Below are 25792 nucleotides of genomic sequence, written 5' to 3' on the forward strand. Positions count from 1 at the left end.
TGTGGAGAACCCCCGGCCCTGAGCAGCGCCGTGGGAGGGCTCCGGTGCGGCGCGGCGGCTACTGGGGGCGGTCGTGATTCTCCGGATCGACCGCGGGGCCCTGTGGGTCTTCCCGCGAAGCTGAGCCGGGATTCTCCGGTGCCACATGGTCGCCCTCCGGGCCGGGATCCACCGGGCCGGCACCTCCGGGGGATGGCGCCCCGAGCTCCGTGGACGCGTCGTCGAGCAGGCCCTCGATCGAGGCGGCACGGGCTGCTTCGGCGTCGGCGGCTGGATCGTGGTGGCGCAGATAGGCCTCCACCGCCGCGCCCAGCTCCTCGGCGTCGGGCACGGCGTCGTCGTCCTTGACCAGCAGCGACCGCTGCTGCGGGGTGGCGTACTCGTCGAAGTTGCGCTCGAGTCGGTCCACCATGCCCTGGATCTCGGTGTTCTGCGCCACCTGCCGGGAGATGTCCTGCTCCACCATCCGCGAGGACTCGCGCAGCTCATCGGTGGGCAGCATCAGCTCAAGCGCCGCACCGGCGTATTCCAGGGCGGACACCGCCACGTGCGGGAAGCGCCCACCTGCGAGGTAGTGCGGGACATGCAGCGTGTAGCCCACTACGTCCCGGTCCGCCTCGGCGACCCGCAGCTCCAGGAACTGACTCAGTCCGGCCTCGATCTGCGCGCTGGGCCCCCAGGTGGAGATGCCGTCGATGAGATCGGGACGGTTGCCGTGGGCCGTCACCCCGATCGGGCGGGTGTGCGGGGTCGGCAGACCCAGCGCGTCCACCAGCACGACGAGCTTCACATCGAGCCGCTCCACCAGCGCAAGCACGGCCTGGGACACTCGGTCCCACTGATAGTCGGGCTCGTCGCCGGTCAGGAAGAGGAAGGGCCGACCGAGGGCGTCGCGCACCTCGTAGAGCTCCAGCGAGGGCGCCTCGAAGTTGCTGAACCGGTTGCCGGTGAAGGTGATCTGTGGTCGCCGTGACCGGTAGTCGAAGAGTTCATCCACCTCGAAGCTGGCGAGCCGCCGGTGGGGCAGCGCGCCGAGCAGGGATTCCGAGAGCTGCTCGCTCAGGCTCCCGGCGTCGGTGTGGCCGGACCAGGAGACCAGCAGGCTCAGTCGATCGGCGGGCGGTGCAGCCTCGCGCAGCACCAGAGCACCGCCCTCGGCGCTCACGCTGGACTCATGCCCGTCCTGGGCGCCGAGGTTGATGGAGGAGTCCGACTCCTCTTCTCCATCGGCTGCGGGATGGACATGCAGCAGATCCAGGGGGTCCTTCACCTGAGGGGTCCTCTTTCCGGTATGGGGTTCGAGCGGGGCCCGGCCTATGAAACGCCGCCGGTCCGACTCCTAGGGTCGTCAGTACAACAGGATGCCAGCTGCGGGCATTCCCGCCTGGAAGTTGGTTAGGATCGAACACAGGAAGAACCACGACGACATAACCGATTCCAACACCCCAGGAATCAGACAGGACCACAGTGATCCACGATTTTCAGCCCAGCCTTTCCGCCGTCTCCACCTCCGTTGAGAAGACCGACACCGATGCTCTGGTGCTCGGCGTCGCCAAGGGGCCGCAGGGTCCGATCCTGCTCCCCAACCCGCTGGCCGACGACGCCGCCAAGGGCGTCGCAGACTCGCTGAAGGCCCTTGGTGCCACCGGAGCAGCGGATCAGCTGCTGCGTCTGCCCGGGATGGACGGCTTCGCCTCCGAGACGTTGGTGCTCATCGGTGTGGGACCGCTGACGGGTGAGGTCACCGGCGGAATCAGCCTGGAGGCGCTACGTCGTGCCGCCGGCTCCGCGGTGCGTCAGCTCGGCAGCATCGGGTCCGTGGCGCTGGCGCTGCCTGCGGCCTCGGTGGAACAGGTCGGAGCCATCGCAGAGGGGGCCGCGATCGGCGCCTACTCCTTCAACCACTTCCGCAGCTCCGAGGAGGCCCGCACCTCCAGCCCGGTCAGCAACATCCAGGTGCTGACCGCGCTCAAGGAGAAGCAGACCCGACCGGCGATCGACCGGGCTGCCGTCGTCGGATCCGCGGTGCGCGCCACCCGTGACCTGGTGAACACTCCCCCGAGCCACCTCTACCCCGAGAGCTTCGCCGAGGTGGTCTCCACGCTCGGTGAGCGCACCAAGGCGCCGGCCCAGCAGGGCGGCACCGCGCGGGCGGCCAAGCTCAAGATCAAGGTCTGGGGCGAGAAGGAACTGGCCCGCGACGGCTTCGGCGGCATCCTCGGCGTCGGTGCCGGATCCTCCCGCAAGCCCCGGCTGGTCCGCATGGAGCACTCCCCCGCCAAGCCGGTGGCGCACATCGCGCTGGTCGGCAAGGGCATCACGTTCGACTCCGGCGGGCTCTCGCTGAAGCCTGCCGCCGCGATGACCACTATGAAGCTGGACATGGGCGGCGCCGCTACGGTGGCCGCCGTCGTCCGGGCGGTTGCGGACCTCAACCTGCCGGTCAAGGTCACCGGCTGGCTGTGCCTGGCCGAGAACATGCCCTCCGACACCGCGCAGCGTCCCGAGGACGTCATCACCATCCACGGCGGCAAGACCGTGGAGGTGCTCAACACCGACGCCGAGGGTCGACTGGTCCTGGCCGACGGTCTCGTCGCGGCCTCCGCCGAGCAGCCCGACGCGATCATCGACGTGGCCACGCTCACCGGGGCGCAGATGATCGCCCTGGGTACGCGCACCTCCGGCGTGATGGGCAATGAGGAGCTGCGTGAAGCCCTGGTGATGGCCTCGAAGGCGGCTGGCGAGAGCCTCTGGCCGATGCCGATCCTCGAGGAGGGTCGCTCCGGGTTCGACTCGGAGGTCGCCGATCTCACGAACCTCGGCGACCGCTTCGGCGGCATGATGAACGCCGCGGCCTTCCTGCGCGAGTTCGTCGGAGACCGCACCGGCGCCGCGGCTGACCCGCTGGACCCCGAGACCTCCCGCATCCCGTGGGCGCACCTGGACATCGCCGGTCCGGCGTTCAACGAGAAGGGCGCCTACGGATACACCCCGAAATCGGGCACCGGCGTGATGGTCCGCACCTTGATCAGCTACCTCGAGGGCCTGAGCCGCTGATCCAGTGGCTGATGCCTGCGCACAAGCGATAGGCTGACCGCAGGAAACACCCTGGGAACGGCTCCCCGACGCGCCCCACGGCCCGCCGGGGAGCCGACTCAGACCGAATCATGATCTTCACGTCTCACCCAATGCAAGGGAGCAACGACCGTGGCCGACCAGCCTCAGGAATTCGACGTACTCGTCCTTGGAGGGGGCAGCGCCGGCTATGCCGCAGCGCTTCGCTCAGTCCAGCACGGACTCACCGTGGGCCTCATCGAGAAGGACAAGCTGGGCGGGACCTGCCTGCACTGGGGCTGCATCCCGACCAAGGCGTACCTGCACTCCGCCGAGCTCGCCGATGAGGCGCGGACGTCTGAGAAGTACGGCGTGAAGATGAACTTCGAAGGCGTGGACATGGCCAAGGTCCGCGAGTACAAGGACGGCATCGTCGCCGGCAAGTACAAGGGTCTGACCGGTCTGCTGAAGATGCGCAAGGTCACCGTGATCTCCGGCGAGGGCAAGCTGGTCTCGGAGAACGAGATCGAGGTCGACGGCACCCGCTACACCGGCAAGAACATCGTGCTGGCCACCGGCTCGACCTCGAAGACCTTCGGGCTGCCGCTGAGCAAGAAGATCATCACCTCCACCGAAGCCCTCGAGCTGGACTACACCCCGAAGTCGGCCATCGTGCTCGGCGGCGGCGTGATCGGCTGCGAGTTCGCTTCGGCATGGACCTCCTTCGGCACCGAGGTCAGCATCATCGAGGGTCTTCCCTCGCTGGTGCCCAACGAGGATCCTGCGATCATCAAGCAGCTTGAGCGCACCTTCAAGAAGCGCGGGATCACCTTCAACACCGGCACCTTCTTCAACGAGGTCAAGGAGACCGAAGACGGCGTCAAGGTCACCCTCGAAGACGGCAAGACCTTCGAGGCCGAGATCTGCCTGGTCGCCGTGGGCCGCGGACCCGTCACAGAAGGCTTCGGCTTCGAAGACGCCGGGATCACCCTGGACCGCGGCTTCGTGATCACCGACGAGCGGCTGCACACCGGAGTCGGCAACATCTTCGCGATCGGCGACATCGTCCCAGGTCTGCAGCTGGCCCACCGCGGCTACCAGCAGGGAATCTTCGTCGCCGAGGAGATCGCGGGCAACAATCCGGTCGTCGTCGAGGACATCAACATTCCCAAGGTCACCTACTGCGAGCCAGAGATCATGTCCGTGGGCTACACCCAGCCCGCCGCCGAGGAGAAGTACGGCAAGGACCAGATCGAGATCACCGAGTACAACCTCGCGGGCAACGGCAAGTCCTCCATCCTGGGCACCGGCGGCCTGATCAAGATGGTCGGCGTCAAGGGCGGCCCGATCGTCGGAGTCCACGGCATCGGCACCCGCATCGGCGAGCAGGTGGGCGAGGCCCAGCTGATCGTGAACTGGGAGGCCTACCCCGAGGACGTCGCGACCCTGCTCCACGCGCACCCCACGCAGAACGAAGCCATGGGCGAGGCCGCGATGGCGCTCTTCGGCCACCCGCTGCACGGCTGACCCGCATATCCCGGATTCCCGGGGCCACTTTCCAGAACCGCCCGTTGAGATAAATGTTCCAGCCGTGAGGCTGCGTCGAACTTTGAGAGTAGGAGTCGGACACCATGTCTGAAACCGTGAACCTTCCAGCCCTAGGTGAGTCAGTCACCGAAGGCACCGTGACCCGCTGGCTCGTCGAGGTCGGTGACACCGTCGAGGTCGACCAGCCGCTGCTGGAGGTCTCCACCGACAAGGTCGACACCGAGGTTCCCTCCCCGGCCGCCGGCACCATCGAGGAGCTCCTGGTCGCCGAGGACGAGACCATTGAAGTAGGGGCCCCGCTGGTGCGGATCGGCGACGGCTCCGGGGACTCCGACTCCTCGGGCGACTCCGGTGAGTCTGCCCCGGCCGAGCCGGAGGAGTCCAGCGACGAGGCCGAAGAGGTCGAGGATGCTGCCACCGAGGCTGCGCAGCCCGAGGCCACCGAGCAGGCTGCCGAGGAGAACACCTCCGAGGAGTCCGCTCCCGAGTCCTCCGACGAGTCCACCGACGCACCCTCCGAGGGTGGCGGCGAGACCCAGGAGGTCACCCTCCCGGCGCTGGGCGAATCCGTCACCGAGGGCACCGTGACCCGGTGGCTCGTCGAGGTCGGCGACACCGTCGAGGTCGACCAGCCGCTGCTGGAGGTCTCCACCGACAAGGTCGACACCGAGGTCCCCTCCCCCGTGGCCGGCACCATCCAGGAGATCAAGGTCTCCGAGGACGAGACCATCGAGGTCGGCGCGGTCCTGGCCCTCGTGGGATCCGGGTCCGGCGCAGCTGCAGGTTCGGGTGGGTCCTCCGACTCCGCCGACGCCGAGCAGGAGCAGGACGCCGAAGCCGAGGAGCAGGCGACCGAGCCGGCCACCGAGGAGTCCACACCGAAGCAGTCCGAGCCAGAACAGTCGGAGCCGGAGCAGGAGCCCGCCCCCCAGGAGCGGACCAAACAGGAGGCCCCGGCTCAGAGCGAACAGAAGTCCGAGTCCAAGGCCGAGCCCAAGAGCGAGTCCTCGGACTCCTCCGCCGAGGGTTACGTGACTCCGCTGGTGCGCCGTCTGGCCAAGAACGAGGGCGTGGACCTGGCCGAGGTCAAGGGCACCGGGGTCGGTGGACGCATCCGCAAGCAGGACGTGGTCGACGCCGCTGAGGCGAGCAAGTCCCAGGCCCAGCCCGAGGCCCCCGCCGAGGCTCCCGCAGCCGCGAAGTCCGCACCAAAGGTCGAGGTGGACAAGACCAAGCGCGGCTCCACCGAGAAGGCTCCACGGATCCGCCAGGTGATCGCCCAGCGGATGAACGAGTCGCTGGACATCTCCGCGCAGCTGACCCAGGTCCACGAGATCGACATGACCCGGATCGTGAACCTGCGCGCGAAGGCCAAGGCCTCCTTCAAGGAGCAGAACGGGGTGAACCTCACCTACCTGCCCTTCATCGGCACCGCCGTCACCGAGGCGCTGAAGCAGCACCCCAAGCTCAACGCCGAATACGACGAGGCCAACCAGCAGATCACCTACCATGACAGCGAGCACCTCGCGCTGGCCGTGGACACCGAAAAGGGCCTGCTGGTGCCGGTGATCAATGACGCCGGAGATCTCAGCATCGCCGGGCTCTCGAAGAAGATCGCCGATGTGGCCGAGCGGACCCGCCAGTCCAAGATCGGTCCGGGAGAGCTCTCCGGAGGCACCTTCACGATCACGAACTTCGGCTCGGTCGGGGCCCTGTTCGACACTCCGATCATCAACCAGCCGCAGGTCGCGATCCTGGGCACCGGAACCATCGTCAAGCGCCCGATGGTGGTGACCGACGGTGACGGCAACGACTCCATCGGCATCCGGCACATGATGTACCTCTCGCTGACCTACGATCACCGACTGGTCGACGGCGCCGACGCCGGTCGTTTCATGCAGACGCTGAAGGCTCGTCTGGAAGAGGGCAACTTCGAGGCGCAGCTGGGCCTCTAGACCCGGCAGGGCAGCCGGCGCGACTCACAGGCCTCAGCGGCATTCCAGCCGAGAGGCAGCGCTGGCCCGGCCCGATCGTCTCCAGCCTCGTCACGCAGAGCAGGGCTCGTCCGTTCATTCGGACGGGCCCTGCTCTGCGTCTGAGTCCGGCTCTGCGTCTGAGTCCGGCTCTGCGTCTGAGTCCGGCTCGACGGCGCCAGGCTCCCGCACGCTGTACAGCAGCCACTCCCCCTCGCGACGGTGCATCACCAGCACCACGTCCTGGGATTCAGCCGCTCCAGCGGCCAGCCCGCCGGCGATCACCGAGGCGCGCAGCTCAGCAATCGTGGGCGACCCGGCCCCGGGCTCCGCGGACTCTGTCCTCGCAGGGTCTGGCTCCCTGGCCGAGGGCACGTCCTGGGCCGGATCGGTGACTCGGATCCTGAGAGTCTCACCCTGGTAGCTCGTGCCACCATCGATGAGTCGCTGGATGAGCGCGGCATCTGCCACCCGGGCCGGGCTCTCGGGCACCGTATAGCGCCGGACCGTCTCCTGGGAGGCCTCGCGCAGCGCCTGCGTCCGCAGCTCTGCGAGCCCCTGCACCGCTCGCACCGGATCCCGATCTCGCAGCTGTTCCCCGGGGCTGGGTGTACTAGAACTGGGCACTCCGGGGCTGGGTGCCCCGGGGCTGGGCGCACTGGACGGGTCGGCGCCGGATCCGGTCGGCACCCCGCTGGGCTGCGCACCTCTGGGGTCCCGGCCCTGCTTCACCTCCGTCTGCTCCACCTCCGTCTGCTCCACCTCCGTCTGCTGCGCGACCGACCAAAGCGGCGTGGTCGGGCCGGGGGTCAGGATCTCGGAGGAGAACCAGAGCCCTGCGAGCACCACGGCAGCCAGGGCAGCGACGGCGAACGCCCCGAGGCGAGGGACCCAGCGTCGGGCACCCGTGCCGGGTCCGGTCAGGGCCGGCAGTTCCGGCACCACCTCCTCGTGGACATGAGGGGTCAGATCCAACGCCCTGGGAGCGGCGCAGCGAAAGAGCTCCACGGCGAAGTCCTGAGCGTCGGGCCGCAGTGTGGGATCGCTCTGCAGCGCCGATTCCAGCAGCCGTGTGATGGAGACCGGCAGCTCCGGGCGCAGACTCTGCAGCGGTGCCCGGTGGCGCTCCCGGGCTGGCATCGACCCGGTCAGTGCGAACCAGGCGACTGCCGCCAGGGAATAGACGTCAGCCTCCGGGGCCAGTCCCGCGCGGGCGGCTCTTCGGGTGGCCGAATCCGCACCGAAAGGAAGTCGCCCCTCCAACTCCCGTTCCGGGGCAGCGAACCCAGGGGTGCCGGTGTCTGAGCGCGGGGTCCCGAGGATCGGAGCGTCCGCGAGGTCTCCCAGGGCAGGTTTTCCGTCGGCGGCCAGCAAGATGTTGCCGGGCGAGACGTCCCCGTGGGCGACCCCGCCCTGATGCAGGGCTCCCAGCGCGGTGGCGATGGGAGTCAGCACGGTGACCACCTCACCCAGCTCGAGCCGGCCCACGCCGCGCAGCAGCTGGGCCAGAGATCCGGCGCTGTAGGGCTCCAGCATCAGCCCGATGCCCTGTGAGGTCTCCAGCGCCCCGTAAGCCCGGACCAGGTGCTCATGACGCAGCATGTCCAGCGCCTGAAGCTCCGCGATGACGTGCTGCAGCGGTGGGCGGCCCGCGGGGTGGGCGCGAGGAACCTTCAGCGCGAACGCCGCGGGCGGGCAGCCGTCGACGAGGTGCCAGTCCGGTTCCGCGGGGGAATCCCACCACACCAGCCAGACCAGTGCGCTGCTGCCACCGCCCAGCAGCCGCTCCACCGTGATGCCGGACGCCGCCGGGGGCTCGCAGCCCTGGTGACCCGCAGCGTCGAAGCTCCGCACGACCCGCTCCAGCGGCCTCGCCCGGTCCGTGCTGTCCACAGTCAGATCCCCCCGGATGGGTGCTGCCTGGCCTCCGGTGGCCCCTGCGGTGATGTCACCGTCCATGACCTCCATTCTGGTCGCTCGATGCCCGATCCAGGGGTTATCCACAGGTCATCATCTGGCCGCAGTTCTCTGCGCAGGACCAACTCGGTCTAGGCTGGTGTCATGGAGCTCACCTTCACGAAGCTGGGATTCGATCCGCAGCTTCTCGACTACTCCGAGACGCTCGAGGTCCAGCGCCGGCTGCACGCTGCGGTGCAGCAGGGTTCGGCGCCCTCCACCGTCCTGCTGCTCGAACATGCCGACGTCTATACCGCCGGGCGCCGGACCGAGCCCGCTGATCTCCCCCAGGACGGCACCCCCGTGGTGGAGGTGGATCGCGGCGGAAAGCTCACCTGGCACGGACGCGGTCAACTCGTGGGCTACCCGATCCTGCACCTGCGCGACCGGTCCCTGGTCAAGGACTACGTCTGCGTGCTGGAAAAGACCCTGATCCGGATCCTCGCCTCCGACTTCGGCATCACCGGCACCCAGGTGCCGGGGCGCTCCGGGGTCTGGATCACCGGGAACGGCCCCGACCGCAAGATCGCCGCCATCGGGCTGCGCGTGCACCGCTCGGTCACCATGCACGGGTTCGCCCTGAACTGCTCCAACGACCTCACACCCTTCGAGAACATCATCGCCTGCGGGATCACCGACGCGAAGACCACCAGCATCAGCGCCGAACTGGGCCGTGAAGTCACCCCCGAGCAGGTGGCCGACCGGGTCACCGAGGAGCTGCGCCAGGCACTGCCGCCGCTGCTGCACGACGACGACGCGCCCGTCCTGACCGGATCCCCCGGCCTCGGCGCAGACCAGGACACCTGTGTGATGTCCCGAACTACAGAAGGAGCACCACAGTGAATGTGGCACCTGAAGGCCGACGCATGCTGCGCGTCGAAGCACGCAACGCCTCGATCCCCGTGGAGCGCAAGCCCGAGTGGATGCGCACCAAGGTCAAGATCGGCACCGAGTTCACCGAGATGAAGAAGCGGGTCGGCGAGAAGGGCCTGCACACCGTCTGCGAAGAGGCAGGATGCCCGAACATCTTCGAATGCTGGGAGGACCGCGAGGCCACCTTCCTCATCGGCGGCTCCGCCTGCACCCGACGGTGTGACTTCTGCGAGATCGACACCGGCCGCCCCGGCGCGGTAGACGAGTCCGAGCCGCTGCAGGTCGCCCAGTCGGTCCAAGAGATGCAGCTGCGCTACGCGACCGTGACCGGTGTGGCCCGCGATGACCTCCCCGATGAGGGCGTGTGGCTCTACGCCGAGACCATCCGCAAGATCCATGAGCTCAACCCCGGCACCGGGGTCGAGATCCTGATCCCGGACTTCTCCGGGCGCGAGGAGAACATCGCCGGAATCTGCGAGGCCGCACCCGAGGTGTTCGCGCACAACGTCGAGACGGTCCCGCGGATCTTCCGCCGGATCCGCCCGGCGTTCCGCTACGAACGCTCCCTCGACGTGCTGACCCAGGGACGCAGCCACGGCATGATCACCAAGTCCAACCTGATCCTCGGGATGGGCGAGACCCGCGAGGAGGTCTCCGAGGCGCTGCGCGATCTCCACGACGCCGGCTGTGACCTGCTCACGATCACCCAGTACCTGCGGCCCACCCCGCGCCACCTTCCGGTGGACCGCTGGGTCAAGCCCCAGGAGTTCCTGGACATCTCCCAGGAGGCCGAGGAGATCGGATTCCTGGGCGTCATGTCCGGGCCCCTGGTCCGCTCCTCCTACCGGGCCGGGTCCCTGTGGGCCAAAGCGATGCAGAAGAAGGGCTGGGAGATCCCTGCCGCACTCGCACACATCGAACCCTCCGGCGCGACCAAGCAGGAGGCCTCCACGCTGGTCGCCGCGGGTTACTGAGCCTGCGGTAGACTGAGGTCACTATGGCACCAGCAGACTCCACTCCTCCCAAGGCTTCCTCCAAGGCAGAGGCAAAGGCCGCGCTCAAGAACCTCAAGGCCGAGCAGAAGGCCGAACAGCGGGACCGAAAGGCCCGCAAGAAGGCCAATAAGCAGGAAGGCTTCTTCTCGCGGATCAAGCAGGTCTTCACGATGACCCGCTCCTATGATCCCAACATCGGGTGGTGGATGGCGCTGGCCTTCTTCGCCACCCTCGGCGTGTTCTTCCTGCTCTTCACCCTGCTGATGAACTGGGTCACCGGCCTGCTGATCGGTCTGCCCTTCGGCCTGCTGGCCGCGATGATCGTGATGAACCGGCGGGCTGAGAAGGCCGCGTTCTCCAGGATCGAAGGACGCCCGGGGGCCGCCGCCGCGGCGTTGAGCACGCTCAAGCGCGGCTGGATCGTCACCGAGGAGCCGGTGGCCATGGACCCGAAGACCCAGGACGCGATCTTCCGGGTGCTCGGCAAGCCGGGCCTGGTGCTGGTCACCGAGGGACCCGCCGGCCGGGTGAACAAGCTGGTGGAGAAGACCCGCAAGCGGTTCAGTCCGATCCTGCGCGACACCGGAGTGCCGATCCACGTGATCCAGTCCGGCCGCGGGGATCAGCAGGTCCCGCTGCAGAAGCTGGCCAAGACCATCAAGAAGCTCGACAAGAAGCTCACCAAGCACGAGGTCAACGCGGTGGACCGCAGGCTCACGGCGCTGCCGATCTCCCGGCCGCCGATCCCCAAGGGCGTGGATCCCTATCGCACCCGCCCCGACCGCAAGGCGCTGCGCGGCTGATCCTGACACGCGGCCGAACCACCTGCCTGACAGAACCCCGATCATCCACGCGATGATTGGGGTTCTGTCATCCCCGGTGCTAGGCTGTTGTGCTGTCTGGCAGGCTTCGCATCTCTACCGAAGATCCCCTGCACCCAGGCGCCCCCCGGTCAACTCTGGTGGTGCGCCCGTGTGCCGGTGCGAAGTCGCAGTGCCGTGAGCCTTCGGCGGCTCACACTCTCCGAACCACGGATCTCGGAGGCCAGGTACCTGAACGTTTGTCGCGGTCAGGAATAAACATCATTCGCCGACAAGACAGGAAGGCATTCAATGCCCACATCACCATTGCGCAGTCGTCGTACTGTGAAGGCATCGCGAGCCCTCGGCATCGCGCTGACCCCCAAGGCCCAGAAGTACCTGGATCGCCGCCCCTACGGCCCCGGCCAGCACGGCCGGACCCGTCGTCGCACCGACTCGGACTACGCGGTGCGTCTGAAGGAGAAGCAGCGTCTCCGCGCCAGTACGGCATCCGCGAAGCGCAGATGCTGCGCTACTACGAAGAGGCCAAGCGCATGCACGAGGGCCTGACCGGTGAGAACCTGGTCGAGCTGCTCGAGTCTCGGCTTGACGCCCTGGTTCTGCGTTCGGGCTTCGCCCGCACCATCGCCCAGGCCCGCCAGTTCGTGGTCCACCGCCACATCATGGTCAACGGCAAGCGCGTGGACCGCCCGTCCTTCCGCGTGAAGCCCGGTCAGATGATCCACGTGCACGAGCGCTCCGAGGTCTTCGAGCCCTTCCAGGTGGCCGCCGCAGGCACCCACCAGGATGCGCTTCCCACGGTCCCCGGCTACCTCACCGTCGAGATCGAGAAGCTTCAGGCGACTCTGTCCCGCAAGCCCAAGCGCGAAGAGGTCCCGGTCACCTGCGAAGAGCAGCTCGTGGTCGAGTTCTACGCACGCTGATCCCCAGAGGATCTCTCAGAACTTCGTTCTGAAACCCACAGAGCCCGCTGCCCTCCCCACCGGAGGCCGCAGCGGGCTCTGTGTTTCCACTAAGCTGGTCCCGGCGCAGATCCGGAGAGGTCGCAGATATGAGACCTCCCCGGCCGACTCGCAGCGACCATCAGCAGGAGGACCCGAAAGCCCATGAAGACCGAGGACATCGCCCGGACGTGGTACGACTACTTCGCCGCCAAGGGGCATGAGCGCGTCCCCTCAGCATCACTGATCTCGCCAGATCCCTCGGTGCTGTTCACCATCGCCGGCATGGTGCCGTTCATCCCTTACTTCATGGGCACCGAGAAGCCCCCCTACTCCCGTGCGGTCTCTGTGCAGAAGTGCATCCGCACCGCCGACATCGAAGAGGTCGGCAAGACCGCCCGCCACGGCACCTTCTTCCAGATGTGTGGAAACTTCTCCTTCGGCGACTACTTCAAGGAGACCGCCATCCCGATGGCCTGGGAGCTGCTGACCCACCCACGGGAGGCCGACCCGGTCACGGGTCTGCGCGGCTACGGGCTGGACCCGGAGCGGCTCTGGATCACCGTGTATCAGGACGACGACGAGGCGTACGCGATCTGGCGCGATCAGGTCGGAGTTCCCGAGGCCCGGATCCAGCGCTTCGGCCCCGAGGACAACTACTGGAACACCGGCCAGCCCGGCCCGGGCGGTCCCTGCTCCGAGATCTACTACGACCGCGGTCCCGCCTACGGCGTTGAGGGCGGACCGGCCGCCGACGAGACCCGCTACGTGGAGATCTGGAACCTGGTCTTCATGCAGTACCGGCTCTCTGCGGTACATTCCAAGACCGAGTTCGAGGTGGCGGGTCCGCTGCAGAACAAGAGCATCGACACCGGTCTGGGCCTCGAGCGCCTCGCCATGGTGCTCCAGGGCGTGGAGAACATGTACGAGACCGATCAGGTCCGCCCGGTGCTCGACCGCGCCGCCGAGCTCGCCGGCATCGAGTACACCTCCACCGAGGATCCCGCCGACTCGCACCATGCCAATGATGTGCGGCTGCGGATGATCGCCGATCACGTGCGCAGCTCGTTGATGCTGATCTCCGACGGTGTCCGCCCCTCCAATGAGGGCGGCGGCTTCGTGCTGCGACGCCTGATCCGCCGGGTGATCCTCGCGATGCGACTCATGGGTGTGGAGGAGCCGGTGTTCGGCGAACTCGTCAGCGTGTCCAAGGACGCGATGAAGGGCACCTACCCAGAGGTCGAGTCCGGCTTCGAGAAGATCCACCAGGTCGCGGTCAAGGAGGAGCAGGCCTTCCTGCGGACCATCTCCGCCGGCACCGCCAAGCTGCGCTCAGCAGTGAGCTCGGCACAGAGCGCGGGGGCTGCGGTCACCGGCGCCGACGCGTTCGCGCTGCACGACACCTACGGCTTCCCGATCGACCTGACCCTGGAGATGGCCGCCGAGGCCGGGGTCGGGGTCGACGAGACCCGGTTCCGGGCCCTGATGACCGAGCAGCGCGAACGCGCCCGGGCCGACGCCAAGGGCAAGAAGTCCGGCCACGCCGACACCCAGGTGTATCAGGAGCTGCGCGCCGACTCCCCCACCCATTTCACCGGCTACACCGAACACACCACCGAATCTCGGATCCGCGGGCTGCTGGTGGGCGGAGAGACCCGCAGCAGCGCCTCGGCCGGGGAGGACATCGAGCTGGTCCTCGACGCCACCCCGTTCTACGCCGAGGCCGGTGGTCAGGCTCCGGACACCGGCCGGATCAGCGGCGACGGCTTCGAACTCGAGGTCCTCGACGTGCAGTCACCGATCAAGGGCCTCTCGGTCCATCGCGCCCGGGTCCTCTCCGGCGAGGTGCCCGCCGGCGCCGAGGCGCTGGGCGCCATCGATGTGCGCCGCCGACTCGACGCCGAGAAGGCCCACACCGGCACGCACCTGATCCACGCCGCGCTGCACGACGTGCTGGGCCCGGAAGCCGTGCAGGCCGGCTCCTTCAACAAGGAGGGCTACCTGCGCTTCGACTTCACCTCCGAGGCCGCGATGAGCAGCGCCGCCCGGCAGGAGCTCGAGGCCGCCGTGAACCTGGCGATCCGGGACAACTACGAGGTCCAGACCCGGGTGACCTCGCTGGAAGAGGCGCAGGCGCAGGGCGCGATGATGCTCTTCGGTGAGAAGTACGGCAACGAGGTCCGCATGGTCGAGATCAACGGGGCCTGGTCCCGCGAACTCTGCGGCGGCACCCACGTGGACGCCACCGCCGAGATCGGCACCCTGGCCCTGATGTCTGAGGCCTCAGTGGGGTCAGGAAACCGGCGCGTCGAGGCCCTGGTCGGCCTCGACGCCTTCCACCACTTCGCCGCTGAGCGGACCCTGGTCAACCAGCTCACCGAGATGCTCAAGGTCCCCGCCGATCAGGTCCCAGACCGCATCGCTGCGACCCTGGCCAAGCTCAAGGAGGTCGAGCGTGAGCTGGAGAAGATGCGCAGCGCCCAGCTGCGCGCCAAGGCCGGTGAGCTGCTCTCGCAGGCGGTGGACGCCGGTGGCGTCGAGGTCCTGGCACACAACGCCGGAACCGTGGCCGGCGCCGATGATCTCCGGGCCCTCGCACTGGACCTGCGCGGACGCTTCGGCTCCCGTGCGGCAGCGGTCGCGGTTGCCGGTGAGTCCAAGGGCCGACCGGTGATCGTGGTGGCGACCACCGAGACGGCCCGGGAACAGGGAGTCTCAGCGGGAGACCTGGTCAAGCGCGCCTGCGCGGTGCTCGGCGGCGGAGGCGGCGGCAAGGCCGACCTCGCCCAGGGCGGCGGGCAGGATGCCTCGAAGATCCCCGCAGCCCTGCAGGAAGTCACCTCCGCAGTGGGCCAGCGTGGCTGATCACCCCGAGGAGCCCACTGCGGGTACAGCGGCCACCTCCGCCACCGGCGACGCCCCGGGCCCGAGCGTGCGGGCGGGTGTGCGCCTGGGCATCGACGTGGGTGAGGCCCGCGTCGGACTCGCCGCCTCAGATCCCGACGCGCTGATCGCCACCCCGGTGATGACCCTGCGCCGAGACCCCAATCGGTCCTCTGATCTGACCATGCTGATCACCATCATCCGGGATCGGCAGGCCCGCGCGGTCTATGTGGGTCTGCCGCTGTCGCTCTCGGGCCGCGAGACCCCCTCGACGCAGAAGGCCCGTGACTACGCGGGGCAGCTTGCCGGGATGATCAAGACCGCTGAACTGCAGACCGAGGTCTACCTCATCGATGAGCGGCTCTCCACAGTCTCGGCCGCTAGCAAGATGCGCGCCTCCGGGGTCGCATCGAAGGATCAGCGGACTCGCATCGATCAGGCTGCGGCCGTGGAGATCCTCACCCACGCCCTGGACCTGCGGCAGTCCTGGGGCCGGGAACCGGGAGCGCCAGTCTCCGCGGCCTGAGCACGGGCCGCGGGCACGACGGGGCTCTGAAGGTGGAGCGCGCAAAACTGGCGGCATGACGGCTTTCTCCACAGCTTCGCGCCGCTCAGGGTCCTGGACCAGGCTCCTCCACAGACGTGACCGAGGTCCTGGCGATGCGGTGATGATCGGGCAGGCTGGACGTATGCCACCCCATACCGCGCCGGATCTACCTCCGGGCCTCTACCGCTCCGGCTCGGGCTTCTCCGCGGCAGAACTCCAGGTCATGGTCCACGAGGGCGCCGTGCGTCCGCTCTTGGGCGATCTCTACGCCTGCAGCGCCCTGCCCGACGCCCCCTCCCTGCGCGCCCAGGCCTGCCGGGTGCTGCTCAGTGGCTCGCTGCACGCCCACGCGGTGCTCTGCGGGCAGTCCGCCGCGTGGGTGCACCTGGGCGTCGGGTCAGCCCCGGCGCGGATCACCGTGATCACCGCCGGGGTGTACCGGCGCCGGACCGCAGGTGCGATCCCCTGGCAGGTCCATCAGGTGCCGCTGGGAGCACACGAGCAGCTCCAGCTGCAAGGAGTCCCGGTCACCACTGCGCTGCGCACCGCGGCGGACCTCTTCCTGGGCATCGGCACGGTGCAGAGCCGCCGTGCCCTGGATGCACCGCCCACCGCACTCAGCGCGGAGCCGGCGGGTCAACCGGGATCAGCCCAGCGCACGGACTCGGCATGGGTCGCTGGCGCGCCCGCCGGTCCCGGATGCGCAGAACGGTGGGCGCTGATCCGCGGACTGCGCCGCGCCAACCCGGAACAGATCCAGCTGGCCACCCTGCTCCGGGCGATCGAGACCCGGCGCGGAGGCCGAGACACCGCGCAGCGCCGAGGCCAGGAGCGGCTCGAGGCGCTGCTCCTGGCCCGGGTCTTCGGCCGGTGAACGCTCTAGGCGCGGGCGTCGGCGCCAGGCTCAATGTTCCCGGCGTTTGCCCACCGTGCGGTAGACGTCGTAGACGCCGTCGATCCGGCGCACAGAATTCAGCACGTGGTTCAGGTAGCGGGGGTCGCCCATCTCGAAGGAGAACCGGGAGATCGCCACCCGGTCCCGAGAGGTCTGCACGCTCGCGGAGAGGATGTTGACCTGGGATTCGGCGAGGACCCGCGTCACGTCCGAGAGCAGCGACTTGCGGTCCAGCGCTTCAACCTGGATCTCGACCAGGAACACCGAGGACTTCGTGGGGGCCCACTCGACCTCCACCAGACGCCCGGGCTGCTCGCGCAGCTGCTGGACGTTGCGACAGTCTCCGCGGTGTACCGAGACCCCCTGGCCGCGCGTGACGAATCCTTCGATCTCATCCGGCGGCACCGGGGTGCAGCAGCGGGCCAGCTTCACCAGCACGTTCCCGGCGCCCTTGACGATCACTCCGGCGTCGGAGTACTGGTTGGCCGGAGTGCCTGGGGAGGTGATCGGGGTGGTGTCGTGTTCCTCGGACTCCTCCTCCTCGGGCTCGAAGAGCGCGGTGAGGTGGTCGATGACGTTCTGGGTGGAGACGTGCTCCTCCCCCACCCCGGCGTAGAGCCCGGCGACCTCGGTGTAGTGCAGCTGCTTGGCGACGGTGTCGAGCACCTCGGGATTCATCACCTTCTGCAGCGGCAGCGCGGACTTCCGGATGGCCTTGGTGAGACTCTCCTTGCCGCGCTCGATGGACTCCTCGCGGCGTTCCTTGGAGAACCAGTGCCGGATCTTGTTCCGGGCCCGCGGGCTCTTGACAAACATCAGCCAGTCGTTGCTGGGCCCGGCGGTCTCGGACTTGGAGGTGAAGATCTCCACCCAGTCCCCGTGCTGAAGCTCGGAGTTCAGCGGCACCAGCTTCCCGTTGACCCGAGCCCCGATGGTCTTGTGTCCGACGTCGGTATGGATCGCATAGGCGAAGTCCACCGGGGTGGAGCCCGCCGGCAGCGCCATGACCTCACCCTTGGGGGTGTAGACGAAGACTTCCTTGGCGTTGATCTCGAAGCGCAGCGAATCCAGGAACTCGTCGGGGTCCTTGGTCTCGGACTGCCAGTCCACCAGGGAGCGCAGCCAGCCGATGTCCTCGGTGGCCTGAGACTGCTGGGTCGCGGTCCCGGCCAGGGATCCGCCGGAGGGCTGGTTCACCGCAGAGTGCGGCGCGGAGGCGGAGAAGTCCTGCTTGTACTTCCAGTGCGCGGCCACACCGTACTCGGCGCGTCGGTGCATCTCATGGGTGCGGATCTGGATCTCGACGGGCTTGCCGGCCGGGCCGAGCACCGTGGTGTGCAGCGACTGGTACATGTTGTACTTCGGCATCGCGATGTAGTCCTTGAACCGCCCGGGCAGCGGGTTCCAGCGGGCATGCAGCGCGCCGAGGACCGCGTAGCAGTCCCGGATGGTGTCCACCAGCACCCGGACGCCCATCAGGTCGTGGATGTCGTCGAACTCTTTGCCGCGCACGATCATCTTCTGATAGATCGAGTAGTAGTGCTTGGGCCGCCCCGTGATGGTCGCGGAGATGGCCGACTCGTTGAGGTCATCGGCGATGGTCTCGCGCACCTCGGAGAGGAACTTCTCGCGCTGCGGAGTGCGGTCCCCGACCAGCCGGACGATCTCCTCGTAGACCTTGGGGTAGAGGGCAGCGAAGGAGAGGTCCTCGAGCTCCCATTTGATCGTGTTCATCCCCAGCCGGTGGGCCAGCGGGGAGAAGATCTCCAGGGTCTCCTTGGCCTTGCGGGCACTGGACTCGGCGGCCACATAGCGCCAGGTGCGCGCGTTGTGCAGCCGGTCGGCGAGCTTGATCATCAGCACCCGGATGTCCTTGGCCATGGCCAGGACCATCTTGCGCACGGTCTCGGCCTGCGCGGCGTCGCCGAACTTGAGCTTGTCCAGCTTGGTTACCCCGTCGACCAGCAGCGCGATCTCAGCGCCGAACTCCTCGGTGAGCTGTTCCAGCGAGTAGCTCGTGTCCTCGACCGTGTCGTGCAGCAGCGCGGCGGCGAGGGTGGATCCGGTCAGGCCCAGCTCAGCCAGGATGGTGGCCACTGCCACCGGGTGGGTGATGTAGGGATCCCCACTCTTGCGCTTCTGGTCCCGGTGGTGATGGTTCGCCACCTCGAAGGCGCGCTGCACCAGGGGAAAGTCCTGCTACGAATCGTTGGCCCGCATGGCGCGCAGCAGCGGCTCGAGCAGCGGCGAGGAGGCTGCCTCATCACTGACCACCCCGACGGCGCGAGCCCGTCGGACCACGGGCGGTGAGGCTGCGCTCGCTGCGGCGAGCTGCGTGGTGCCCTCGACTGCTGGGCGTTCCTCGTTCACCAGTGCGGACCTGCTTTCCCTAGGACTGAGCCGGGATGCTGAAGACGGCGTGTCGGCAATTCTAGCCCCATTTCAGCAGCTGCTGAGACTCAGTGCTCGTGCGGGGTCTGAATGATGACCTGGTACTCGTCTTCGGCTTCCAGCTCCTCCTCCGGCTCCGGCTCTGGAAGCGGCGGGAACTTCACCGGTCGTCCGGATTCATCCAGCGCAGTTCCGGAGTAGGTGACCGCGTGCACCCCACGGAGCTCTCGCAGCCGAAGGACCTCTTGGGTGTGAGCCTTGATCTCCCCGTCGTTGCGGCGCATCCGCGCGTAGAGCGGGGCCTGGATGAAGATCGTGGCCAGTGTGCCCACGATGATGCCCACGAAGAGCGAGAGCGAGATGTCGCGCAGCGTGCCGGCGCCGAGCAGCAGAGAGCCGATGAACAGGATCGAGCCCACCGGCAGAATGCCCACCACCGAGGTGTTCAGCGAACGGACCAGGGTCTGGTTCACCGCCAGGTTGACCCGTTCGGTGAACGTCTGGTCCTTCTGGTCCTTCAGCGGCTCCAGGTTCTCGCGGATCTTGTCGAAGACCACCATGGTGTCGTAGAGCGCATAGGAGAGGATCGTGAGGAATCCGATGATCGCACTGGGGGTCACCTCGAATCCGGTGAGCGAGTAGATGCCGACCGTGGTGATCACCACGAAGCCCAGCCCGAGCATCGCCGCAAGGGACATGGTCCAGGTGCGGAAGTAGAACGCCATATACAGCGCCACGAGCACCACGAAGATCACCAGGCCGAGCAGCATCTGTTGCGAGATCTGCTCGCCCCAGACCGGGCCGATGAAGGTGGAGCTGACCTGTTCCCCGGTCACGCCGTAGCCCTGCTGGAGCGCGTCGGCGACCTCCAGGGTCTCGGTGTCGCTGAGCTCTGCGGTCTGCACGCGCACCGTGTTGGGCGCGACGTTGGTGACCACGGCCTCCTGGCCGGAGATCTCGGACACGGCGTCTTCACCGACCGCGATGTCGGTGTTCTCGGTCTGCGAGACCGTGAACTCCGAGCCGCCGGTGAACTCGATCCCGAGGTTGAAGCCGCCGCGGAAGAACGGCAGGGCGATCGAGGCGAGCACCAGGATCCCGGCGATCAGGAACCAGAGGTTGGATCGCTGGATGAACGGGTAAGACCGTTCACCGGTGTAGAGCTGGTTGCCGGTCTTGGCGAATCCTGCAGCCATCAGCGGTCCTCCTCGGTCTCACTAGTTCTCAGGCGCTGTTCCGAGGCCACTGCGTCATGCGGTGCGTGCTCGGAGCTGCGCTGACGGGCCGCTGCGGCCCGCGTGCGGCGCCGTTCGGCGATCGTCATCTGGCTCCATTCGAGATCTGAGATCTCGGGGAGCTCCTGTATCCGGGCCTCCCGCGCGTCGTCGGGAGTTACCGCCGAGCGTGGCAGCGCACTGCTCGGCGGCCGAGAGGCCCCGCCCGGATCTGCGGTGGAATCGCTCGGCGTCATCGGCCCCGCCGGTCCTTCGGCGACCACAGTGCTGCGCGCGAACCGGCCGCGGCCGCGGTAGAGCACATCGACGCCGAGCTCCTTCTCGGAGAGCCCGGAGAAGGGCTTGCCGGCGGCGAAGAACTTCCGTCGGGCGATCAGCTGCATCAACGGGTGGGTGAAGAGGAACACCAGGATGATGTCGATGATGGCGGTCAGGCCCAGGGTGAACGCGAATCCGCGCACATTGCCCACGGCGACGAGGTAGAGCACCACAGAGGCGATGATGTTCACGGCCTTGGACGCGAGGATGGTCCGTCGGGCACGGGCCCAGCCGGCTTCGACTGCCCCGGGCAGGGATCTGCCCTCGCGCAGCTCGTCCTTGACGCGTTCGAAGTAGACGATGAAGGAGTCCGCGGTGAGACCGATCGAGACGATCAGTCCGGCGATGCCGGCGAGGGACAGCCGGTAGCCGTCGCTCCAGCCCAGGAGGGCGATGGCCCACCAGGTCATCACACCGGCGACCACCAGCGAGGCGATGGTGACCAGGCCCAGGGCGCGGTATTGGAACATCGCGTAGCCGGCGACCAGGACCAGGCCGATGATGCCGGCGATCAGTCCGAGCCGCAGCTGCTCCTCGCCCAGGGTGGCGGAGATCTGCTGCTCGGACTCGATCTCGAAGCTGATCGGCAGCGAGCCATAGCGCAGCTGCTCGGAGAGCCCGCGGGCCTCATCTTCTGTGAAGTCACCGGTGATCTGTGGGCGCCCGTCCACGATCGCTGCCTGCGTGGTCGGTGCCGAGATGACCTGGCCGTCGAGCATGATGGCGAACTGGTTGCGCGGGGCCTCCAGGTTGACCAGGCGGGTGGTGGTGTCGCGGAACGCCTCGGTGCCCTCGGCGTCGAAGTTGATGGTCACCGCCCAGCGTCCGGTGGACTGCCCACTGGGAGACTGCTCCATGCCGAAGCTGGAGTCTGCGATGTTGGTACCGGGGACCTCCACGGGTCCCAGCAGGTACTTGACCCCAGAGTTGGGGTCACATGCGCTCAGCGGCTCCTCGTCGGAGGCCTCGGCGCGCTCTTCAAGGCTGATCTCGGTGCTGCAGGTGAAGTTCGCAAAGTCCGCGGCCACCTCAGGGGTGATCCAGTTCGGGTCTGAGCCGTTCTCCGGCTCTGCCGTGGGCTCCTCGAAGTCCTCGGGCTGGGCCGCCGGGGCCTCGTCTTCGTCCTCCTCGGTGGCCGCGAGCTCCTCCTCGAGAGCCTCGGCCTCCTCCTCGGAGAGGTCCTCGTCCTCGAGCAGCGTCTGCTGCAGGAAGTCCAGGTCCTGCTCCACCTGGATGACCGGGCGGAACTCCATGTTCGCCGAGGCCTGGATCAGTTCTCGGGTCTCTTCATCGGGCACGCCGGGCATGCCCACGACGACATTCTCCGCACCCTGGGTGGCGATCTCCGATTCGGTGACGCCGGAGCCGTCGACGCGCTGGCGGATGATCTCCACCGCCTGGTCCAGCTGCTCGGCGTCGATCTGTGCGTCACCCTCGACCTGGGGCGAGAGGACCATCTGGGTGCCGCCTTCGAGGTCCAGGGCGAGCAGCGGCGCCCACTGGGCGCGGCCGTCCTGGACGGCGAACGCGAGAAGTCCGCCCATGCCGAGGAGCAGCACGAGCAGACCGATCAGGGCGCCGCGGGCACTCGCGACGGGGGTGCGTGGAGCCATAGGAGGCGGATCAGTCCTCGGTGGTGGCGGCGGGTTCAACCACCTGCTGGATGGCGCCGATCAGGAAGTCCACGCGGTCCCCGGAGCTGAACTCCAGGGTCAGCCGCTGGGCCTCCTCATCACGGGACACCACGGTGCCGACCATGCCGCCTGCGGTGACCACCTGGGCGCCGACCACGGCGCCGCCGCGGGCCTTGGTCTGCTCATCGCGCATCTTCTTGCCGCGGCGGAAGGTCAGCACCATGAAGATCACCAGGATCGCGATCATGATCAGCAGGAACGGGTCCAGCGCGGGACCGGTCCCACCGCCCTCAGTGGCTAGAAGCTGGGCGTGGTAGAGCGAAGCGTTCACAGATCGGGCCAATCTCTCGTCGCGGGATGTTCGGGGCCAGCGGGCGGATCTTCACCCCGTAGAAGCTGGCCGGGCATTCAACCCGACAGACTATCAGGGTGACGCTCCGGCGGAGTCAGCCCCAGGTGCCGCCAGGCCTGGTCAGTGGCGACGCGCCCGCGCGGGGTCCGGGCGAGCAGCCCCTCTCGGACCAGGTACGGCTCGGCGACCGTCTCCACGGTCTCGGTCTCCTCCCCCACCAGCACGGCCAGCGTGGAGAGTCCGACCGGGCCGCCGTTGAACTTCAGGCACAGGGCCTCGAGCACCGAGCGGTCCAGCCGGTCCAGGCCGCGCTCGTCGACCTCGTACATCTCCAGTGCCTCGGAGGCGGTCGCCCGGTCCACCTGCGGCACCCGATGGACCAGCGCCCAGTCCCGGACCCGGCGCAGCAGCCGGTTGGCGATCCGCGGGGTGCCCCGGGAGCGCGCGGCGATCTCCGCGAAGCCCTGGCCGGCGACGTCCATGTCCAGCATCGCCGAGGAGCGGCGCAGCACCAGCTCCAGCTCGTCGGTGCTGTAGAACTCCAGCTGAGCGGTGAAGCCGAACCGATCGCGCAGCGGCCCGGGCAGCAGGCCCGCGCGGGTGGTCGCCCCCACCAGGGTGAAGGGCGGCAGCTCCAGGGGGATCGACGTCGCACCGGCACCCTTGCCCACGATCACATCGACCCGGAAGTCCTCCATCGCCATGTAGAGCAGCTCCTCCGCGGGCCGGGACATCCGGTGGATCTCATCGACGAAGAGCACCTCGCCCTCGGTCAGCGAGGACAGGATCGCCGCGAGGTCCCCGGCATGCTGGATCGCAGGCCCGGAGCTGATCCGCAGCGGGGCGTTCATCTCGGCGGCGATGATCATCGCCAGCGTGGTCTTGCCCAGCCCGGGAGGCCCGGAGAGCAGCACATGGTCCGAGGCGGTGCCACGGATCCGGGAGGACTCCAGCACCAGGGAGAGCTGACGGCGGACCGTCTGCTGCCCGACGAAGTCGCGCAGCGCCTTCGGTCGCAGCGCCGCCTCCATGGCACGCTCCTCGGTCATCGAGTTCCCGCCCACCAGCTCGCGGGGAGCCTCTGCGTTCACCTGGCACCTCCGAGGCTGCGCAGCGCCTGGCGCAGCACGGTGGAGACATCGGCGGTGATCAGCTCCGGCTGGGCGGCCAGCAGCTTCTCCACGGCGGTGCGGGCGTCCTTCTCGGTCCAGCCCAGAGAGACCAGGGCCTCGCGGACCTGCACGGCGACCTCGGGCTCAGCCGGGGCGGCGGCGGTCGGCGCCGGCGGATCGATCACCAGTTTGCCGGCGAGTTCCAGCAGGATCCGTTGCGCGGTCTTCTTCCCGATGCCCGGGACCCGGGTGAACGCGTCGGTGTCGGACTCGGCGATGGCCTGATGGACCTCGTGCGGCGTGTGCACCGCGAGCACGGCCAGCGCCATCTTGGGCCCGATCCCGGAGATCGAGACCAGGGTGGTGAAGATGACCCGTTCGGAGAGCTCGGAGAAGCCGAAGAGCAGCGGCGCATCGTCCTGGCGCGGCACGAAGCTGGTGTGCAGCCGCGCCTCGCTGCCGCGGTGCAGATCCGCCAGGGTCTTCGGGGTGGCGGAGACGTGCAGCCCGAAGCCGGAGACCTCGACCACCGCGTGGTCGATGCCGACGTGGAGCACGTCGCCACGGATGGAAGAGATCATTTCTCACCTCACCGTCGCCGCTGGCGACTGGTCACGGACCAGGGATGCCCCGGAGCCATTAGAACATGTATTCGAACACTCTAGCGCGCCCGCTTGGCGGCTTCCATCCAGGCGCGCTGCGCGGGGGTCAGCCCGGCCCCGGAGGCCGCTCGTTTCGATCCACCGGGTGTGGAGCCTGCCGCCTGCTGAGCCCGCTGCAGCCCGGTCGTGGCGCCCTGGTGGGTCTGGGTGGATCCCGACATGTTGAACCGCGCACCGATCCCGGAGCGCCAGCCATGGCAGATCGCCACCGCGTAGGCATCCGTGGCGTCCACCGGAGTCGGCAGGCCGGGGAGCTTCAGGATCCGCTGCACCATCCGGGCCACGGCCTGCTTATCGGCGTTGCCGTCGTCGGTGACCGCGGCCTTGACCTCCGAGGGGGTGTGCCAGGCCACCGGGATGCCCCGGGCGGCCGCGGCCGCGATGATCACCCCTGAGGCCTGGGCGGTGGCCACCACCGTAGGCGCATTGTTCTGCGCGAAGACCCGTTCGATGGCCAGCACGTCCGGGGCGAATCGATCCAGCAGCGCCTCAGCGGCGCGCTGAATGCTAAGGATCCTCTCGGCCAGGTCCTGCGCCGCCTTGGTCCCGGTGACCTCCACGTGCAGGGACTCCCCCGTGCGATTGAGGTTCATCTCCACCACGGCGAAGCCGCAGCGGGTCAGCCCGGGATCGACTCCCAAGATCCGCTGTGCGGTCCGCGAGGTCCCGGCGGTGCCGGAGACGACTCCCGCCGGGCTCACTGCGGCACCGAGCTCATCGTGTGCTGCGGCATCGGGGCTGCGCCTGCCTCAGTCCTCGGCCTCGAGGGCTGCCAGCGTCTCGGCGCTGAGGTCGGCGTTGGTGTGCACGTTCTGCACGTCGTCGAGGTCCTCCAGGGCGTCGTGCAGCTTGAAGAACTTCTTGGCGGCGTCCACGTCGAGGTCCACGGTGACATCGGAGACGAACTCCACCTCGTCGCTGTCCCAGCTCAGGCCGGCTTCCTCCAGACCCTTGAGCACCGCGTGCAGGTCCTGCGGCTCGGCGCGGATCTCGAAGCTGGCATCGTGTTCGATGAGGTCCTCGACCCCGGCCTCCAGCACGGCGGCCAGCACATCGTCCTCACTCAGCTCGGCCTTGGGCAGCTGCACCACGGCCTTGCGCTGGAACATATAGGCCACCGAGCCGGGGTCCGCGACGGTGCCGCCGGATCGGGTCACCGCGATGCGGACCTCCGAGGCGGCGCGGTTGCGGTTATCGGTGAGGCACTCCACCAGAAGCGCCGAGCCTGCGGGCCGCGCACCTCATAGGTGATCTCCTCATACTCCACGCTGTCGCCCGAGAGTCCGGCGCCTCGCTTGATCGCGCGGTCGATGTTGTCGTTGGGCACGGAGTTCTTCTTCGCCTTGGAGACGGCGAGCTCAAGCCCGGGGTTGCCGGCGAGGTCGGGGCCCCCGTTGCGCGCGGCCACCTCGATCTGTTTGATGTAGCGCCCGTTGAGCTTGGCGCGCTTGGCATCCACAGCAGCCTTGCGGTGCTTGGTGTTGGCCCATTTGGAATGGCCGGCCATGGTTCTCCTCGTGAATGACGTCCGGATGATCACAATCAACAGTTGCATCAAGCAACGGTCCTATAGTGTTGCCACCAGCCTATCGGAGAGGACCT

General features: G+C 68.1%; 19 protein-coding genes and 2 pseudogenes. 10 read left to right on the top strand and 11 right to left on the bottom strand.

Annotated elements, in window-relative coordinates:
- Nucleotides 1-58 precede the first annotated feature (58 nt).
- Nucleotides 59-1270 (bottom strand): PAC2 family protein, encoded by a 1212-nt coding sequence (locus BG28_RS06965; protein WP_235181016.1) that lies wholly within the window; start codon nt 1268-1270, stop codon nt 59-61.
- Between the two features lie 197 nt (nt 1271-1467).
- Between BG28_RS06965 and BG28_RS06970 the strand changes: the two genes are divergently transcribed.
- The 3 genes from BG28_RS06970 to sucB all read left to right on the top strand — a co-directional run bounded on the left by BG28_RS06970 (nt 1468) and on the right by sucB (nt 6557).
- Complete coding sequence (locus BG28_RS06970; RefSeq protein ID WP_036475290.1) at nt 1468-3057, top strand: leucyl aminopeptidase; 1590 nt, start codon at nt 1468-1470, stop codon at nt 3055-3057.
- Nucleotides 3058-3207: 150 nt separating this feature from the next.
- A complete protein-coding gene (gene lpdA / locus BG28_RS06975; RefSeq protein WP_036475292.1) occupies nt 3208-4581 on the top strand; it encodes a dihydrolipoyl dehydrogenase in 1374 nt (457 codons plus the stop codon).
- 104 nt (nt 4582-4685) lie between these two features.
- Nucleotides 4686-6557 (top strand): 2-oxoglutarate dehydrogenase, E2 component, dihydrolipoamide succinyltransferase, encoded by a 1872-nt coding sequence (gene sucB, locus BG28_RS06980; protein WP_036475294.1) that lies wholly within the window; start codon nt 4686-4688, stop codon nt 6555-6557.
- 114 nt (nt 6558-6671) lie between these two features.
- Here sucB and BG28_RS06985 read toward each other — a convergent pair whose 3' ends face one another.
- On the bottom strand, nt 6672-8534 hold the full coding sequence (locus tag BG28_RS06985; RefSeq protein ID WP_161634810.1) for a serine/threonine-protein kinase: 1863 nt from the start codon (nt 8532-8534) through the stop codon (nt 6672-6674).
- Between the two features lie 102 nt (nt 8535-8636).
- On the opposite strand from BG28_RS06985, the gene lipB reads away from it, so the two are divergent.
- From lipB to BG28_RS07020, 7 genes and pseudogenes are all read left to right on the top strand, one after another.
- Complete coding sequence (gene lipB / locus BG28_RS06990; RefSeq protein WP_084479539.1) at nt 8637-9374, top strand: lipoyl(octanoyl) transferase LipB; 738 nt, start codon at nt 8637-8639, stop codon at nt 9372-9374.
- Nucleotides 9371-10378 carry a lipoyl synthase gene (gene lipA, locus BG28_RS06995; protein ID WP_036475297.1) on the top strand — a complete coding sequence of 336 codons (1008 nt, stop codon included), beginning with the start codon at nt 9371-9373 and terminating at the stop codon, nt 10376-10378. The genes lipB and lipA overlap by 4 nt, the downstream gene beginning before the upstream one ends.
- Nucleotides 10379-10401: 23 nt before the next feature.
- Complete coding sequence (locus BG28_RS07000) at nt 10402-11202, top strand: DUF4191 domain-containing protein (protein WP_036475300.1); 801 nt, start codon at nt 10402-10404, stop codon at nt 11200-11202.
- 309 nt (nt 11203-11511) lie between these two features.
- A pseudogene (gene rpsD, locus BG28_RS07005) lies at nt 11512-12143 on the top strand (30S ribosomal protein S4).
- Between the two features lie 183 nt (nt 12144-12326).
- Complete coding sequence (gene alaS, locus BG28_RS07010) at nt 12327-15026, top strand: alanine--tRNA ligase (protein ID WP_036475304.1); 2700 nt, start codon at nt 12327-12329, stop codon at nt 15024-15026.
- Entirely contained in the window at nt 15019-15570 is a 552-nt protein-coding gene (ruvX, locus tag BG28_RS07015; protein WP_036475314.1) for a Holliday junction resolvase RuvX, read from the top strand. Before alaS ends, ruvX begins: the two co-directional genes overlap by 8 nt.
- A 163-nt stretch (nt 15571-15733) precedes the next feature.
- Nucleotides 15734-16465: a hypothetical protein gene (locus BG28_RS07020; protein WP_036475319.1), complete on the top strand. Its 732-nt coding sequence runs from the start codon at nt 15734-15736 to the stop codon at nt 16463-16465.
- Nucleotides 16466-16495: 30 nt separating this feature from the next.
- On the opposite strand, the gene BG28_RS07025 is transcribed toward BG28_RS07020, so the two are convergent.
- The 9 genes and pseudogenes from BG28_RS07025 to BG28_RS07060 all read right to left on the bottom strand — a co-directional run bounded on the left by BG28_RS07025 (nt 16496) and on the right by BG28_RS07060 (nt 25697).
- On the bottom strand, nt 16496-18670 hold the full coding sequence (locus BG28_RS07025) for a bifunctional (p)ppGpp synthetase/guanosine-3',5'-bis(diphosphate) 3'-pyrophosphohydrolase (protein WP_369797204.1): 2175 nt from the start codon (nt 18668-18670) through the stop codon (nt 16496-16498).
- A gap of 15 nt (nt 18671-18685) precedes the next feature.
- Nucleotides 18686-18856, bottom strand: a complete 171-nt coding sequence (locus BG28_RS16765; RefSeq protein ID WP_369797205.1) for a hypothetical protein — start codon at nt 18854-18856, stop codon at nt 18686-18688.
- Between the two features lie 89 nt (nt 18857-18945).
- Complete coding sequence (gene secF / locus BG28_RS07030; protein WP_051501131.1) at nt 18946-20073, bottom strand: protein translocase subunit SecF; 1128 nt, start codon at nt 20071-20073, stop codon at nt 18946-18948.
- A complete protein-coding gene (gene secD, locus BG28_RS07035; RefSeq protein WP_084479541.1) occupies nt 20073-22043 on the bottom strand; it encodes a protein translocase subunit SecD in 1971 nt (656 codons plus the stop codon). Before secD ends, secF begins: the two co-directional genes overlap by 1 nt.
- A gap of 10 nt (nt 22044-22053) precedes the next feature.
- Nucleotides 22054-22395, bottom strand: a complete 342-nt coding sequence (gene yajC / locus BG28_RS07040) for a preprotein translocase subunit YajC (protein ID WP_036475324.1) — start codon at nt 22393-22395, stop codon at nt 22054-22056.
- 77 nt (nt 22396-22472) lie between these two features.
- Nucleotides 22473-23465 carry a Holliday junction branch migration DNA helicase RuvB gene (ruvB, locus tag BG28_RS07045; protein ID WP_051501143.1) on the bottom strand — a complete coding sequence of 331 codons (993 nt, stop codon included), beginning with the start codon at nt 23463-23465 and terminating at the stop codon, nt 22473-22475.
- Between the two features lie 38 nt (nt 23466-23503).
- The gene (ruvA, locus tag BG28_RS07050; protein WP_036475330.1) at nt 23504-24109 is read right to left on the bottom strand and encodes a Holliday junction branch migration protein RuvA; all 606 of its coding nucleotides are present in this window, start codon (nt 24107-24109) and stop codon (nt 23504-23506) included.
- An 80-nt stretch (nt 24110-24189) separates the two neighbouring features.
- Nucleotides 24190-24891 carry a crossover junction endodeoxyribonuclease RuvC gene (gene ruvC / locus BG28_RS07055; RefSeq protein ID WP_133726348.1) on the bottom strand — a complete coding sequence of 234 codons (702 nt, stop codon included), beginning with the start codon at nt 24889-24891 and terminating at the stop codon, nt 24190-24192.
- 48 nt (nt 24892-24939) lie between these two features.
- Nucleotides 24940-25697: pseudogene (locus tag BG28_RS07060) on the bottom strand (YebC/PmpR family DNA-binding transcriptional regulator).
- Nucleotides 25698-25792: the final 95 nt, after the last annotated feature.

The sequence above is a fragment of the Nesterenkonia sp. AN1 genome, from assembly GCF_000582475.1.
Taxonomy (GTDB): domain Bacteria; phylum Actinomycetota; class Actinomycetes; order Actinomycetales; family Micrococcaceae; genus Nesterenkonia; species Nesterenkonia aurantiaca.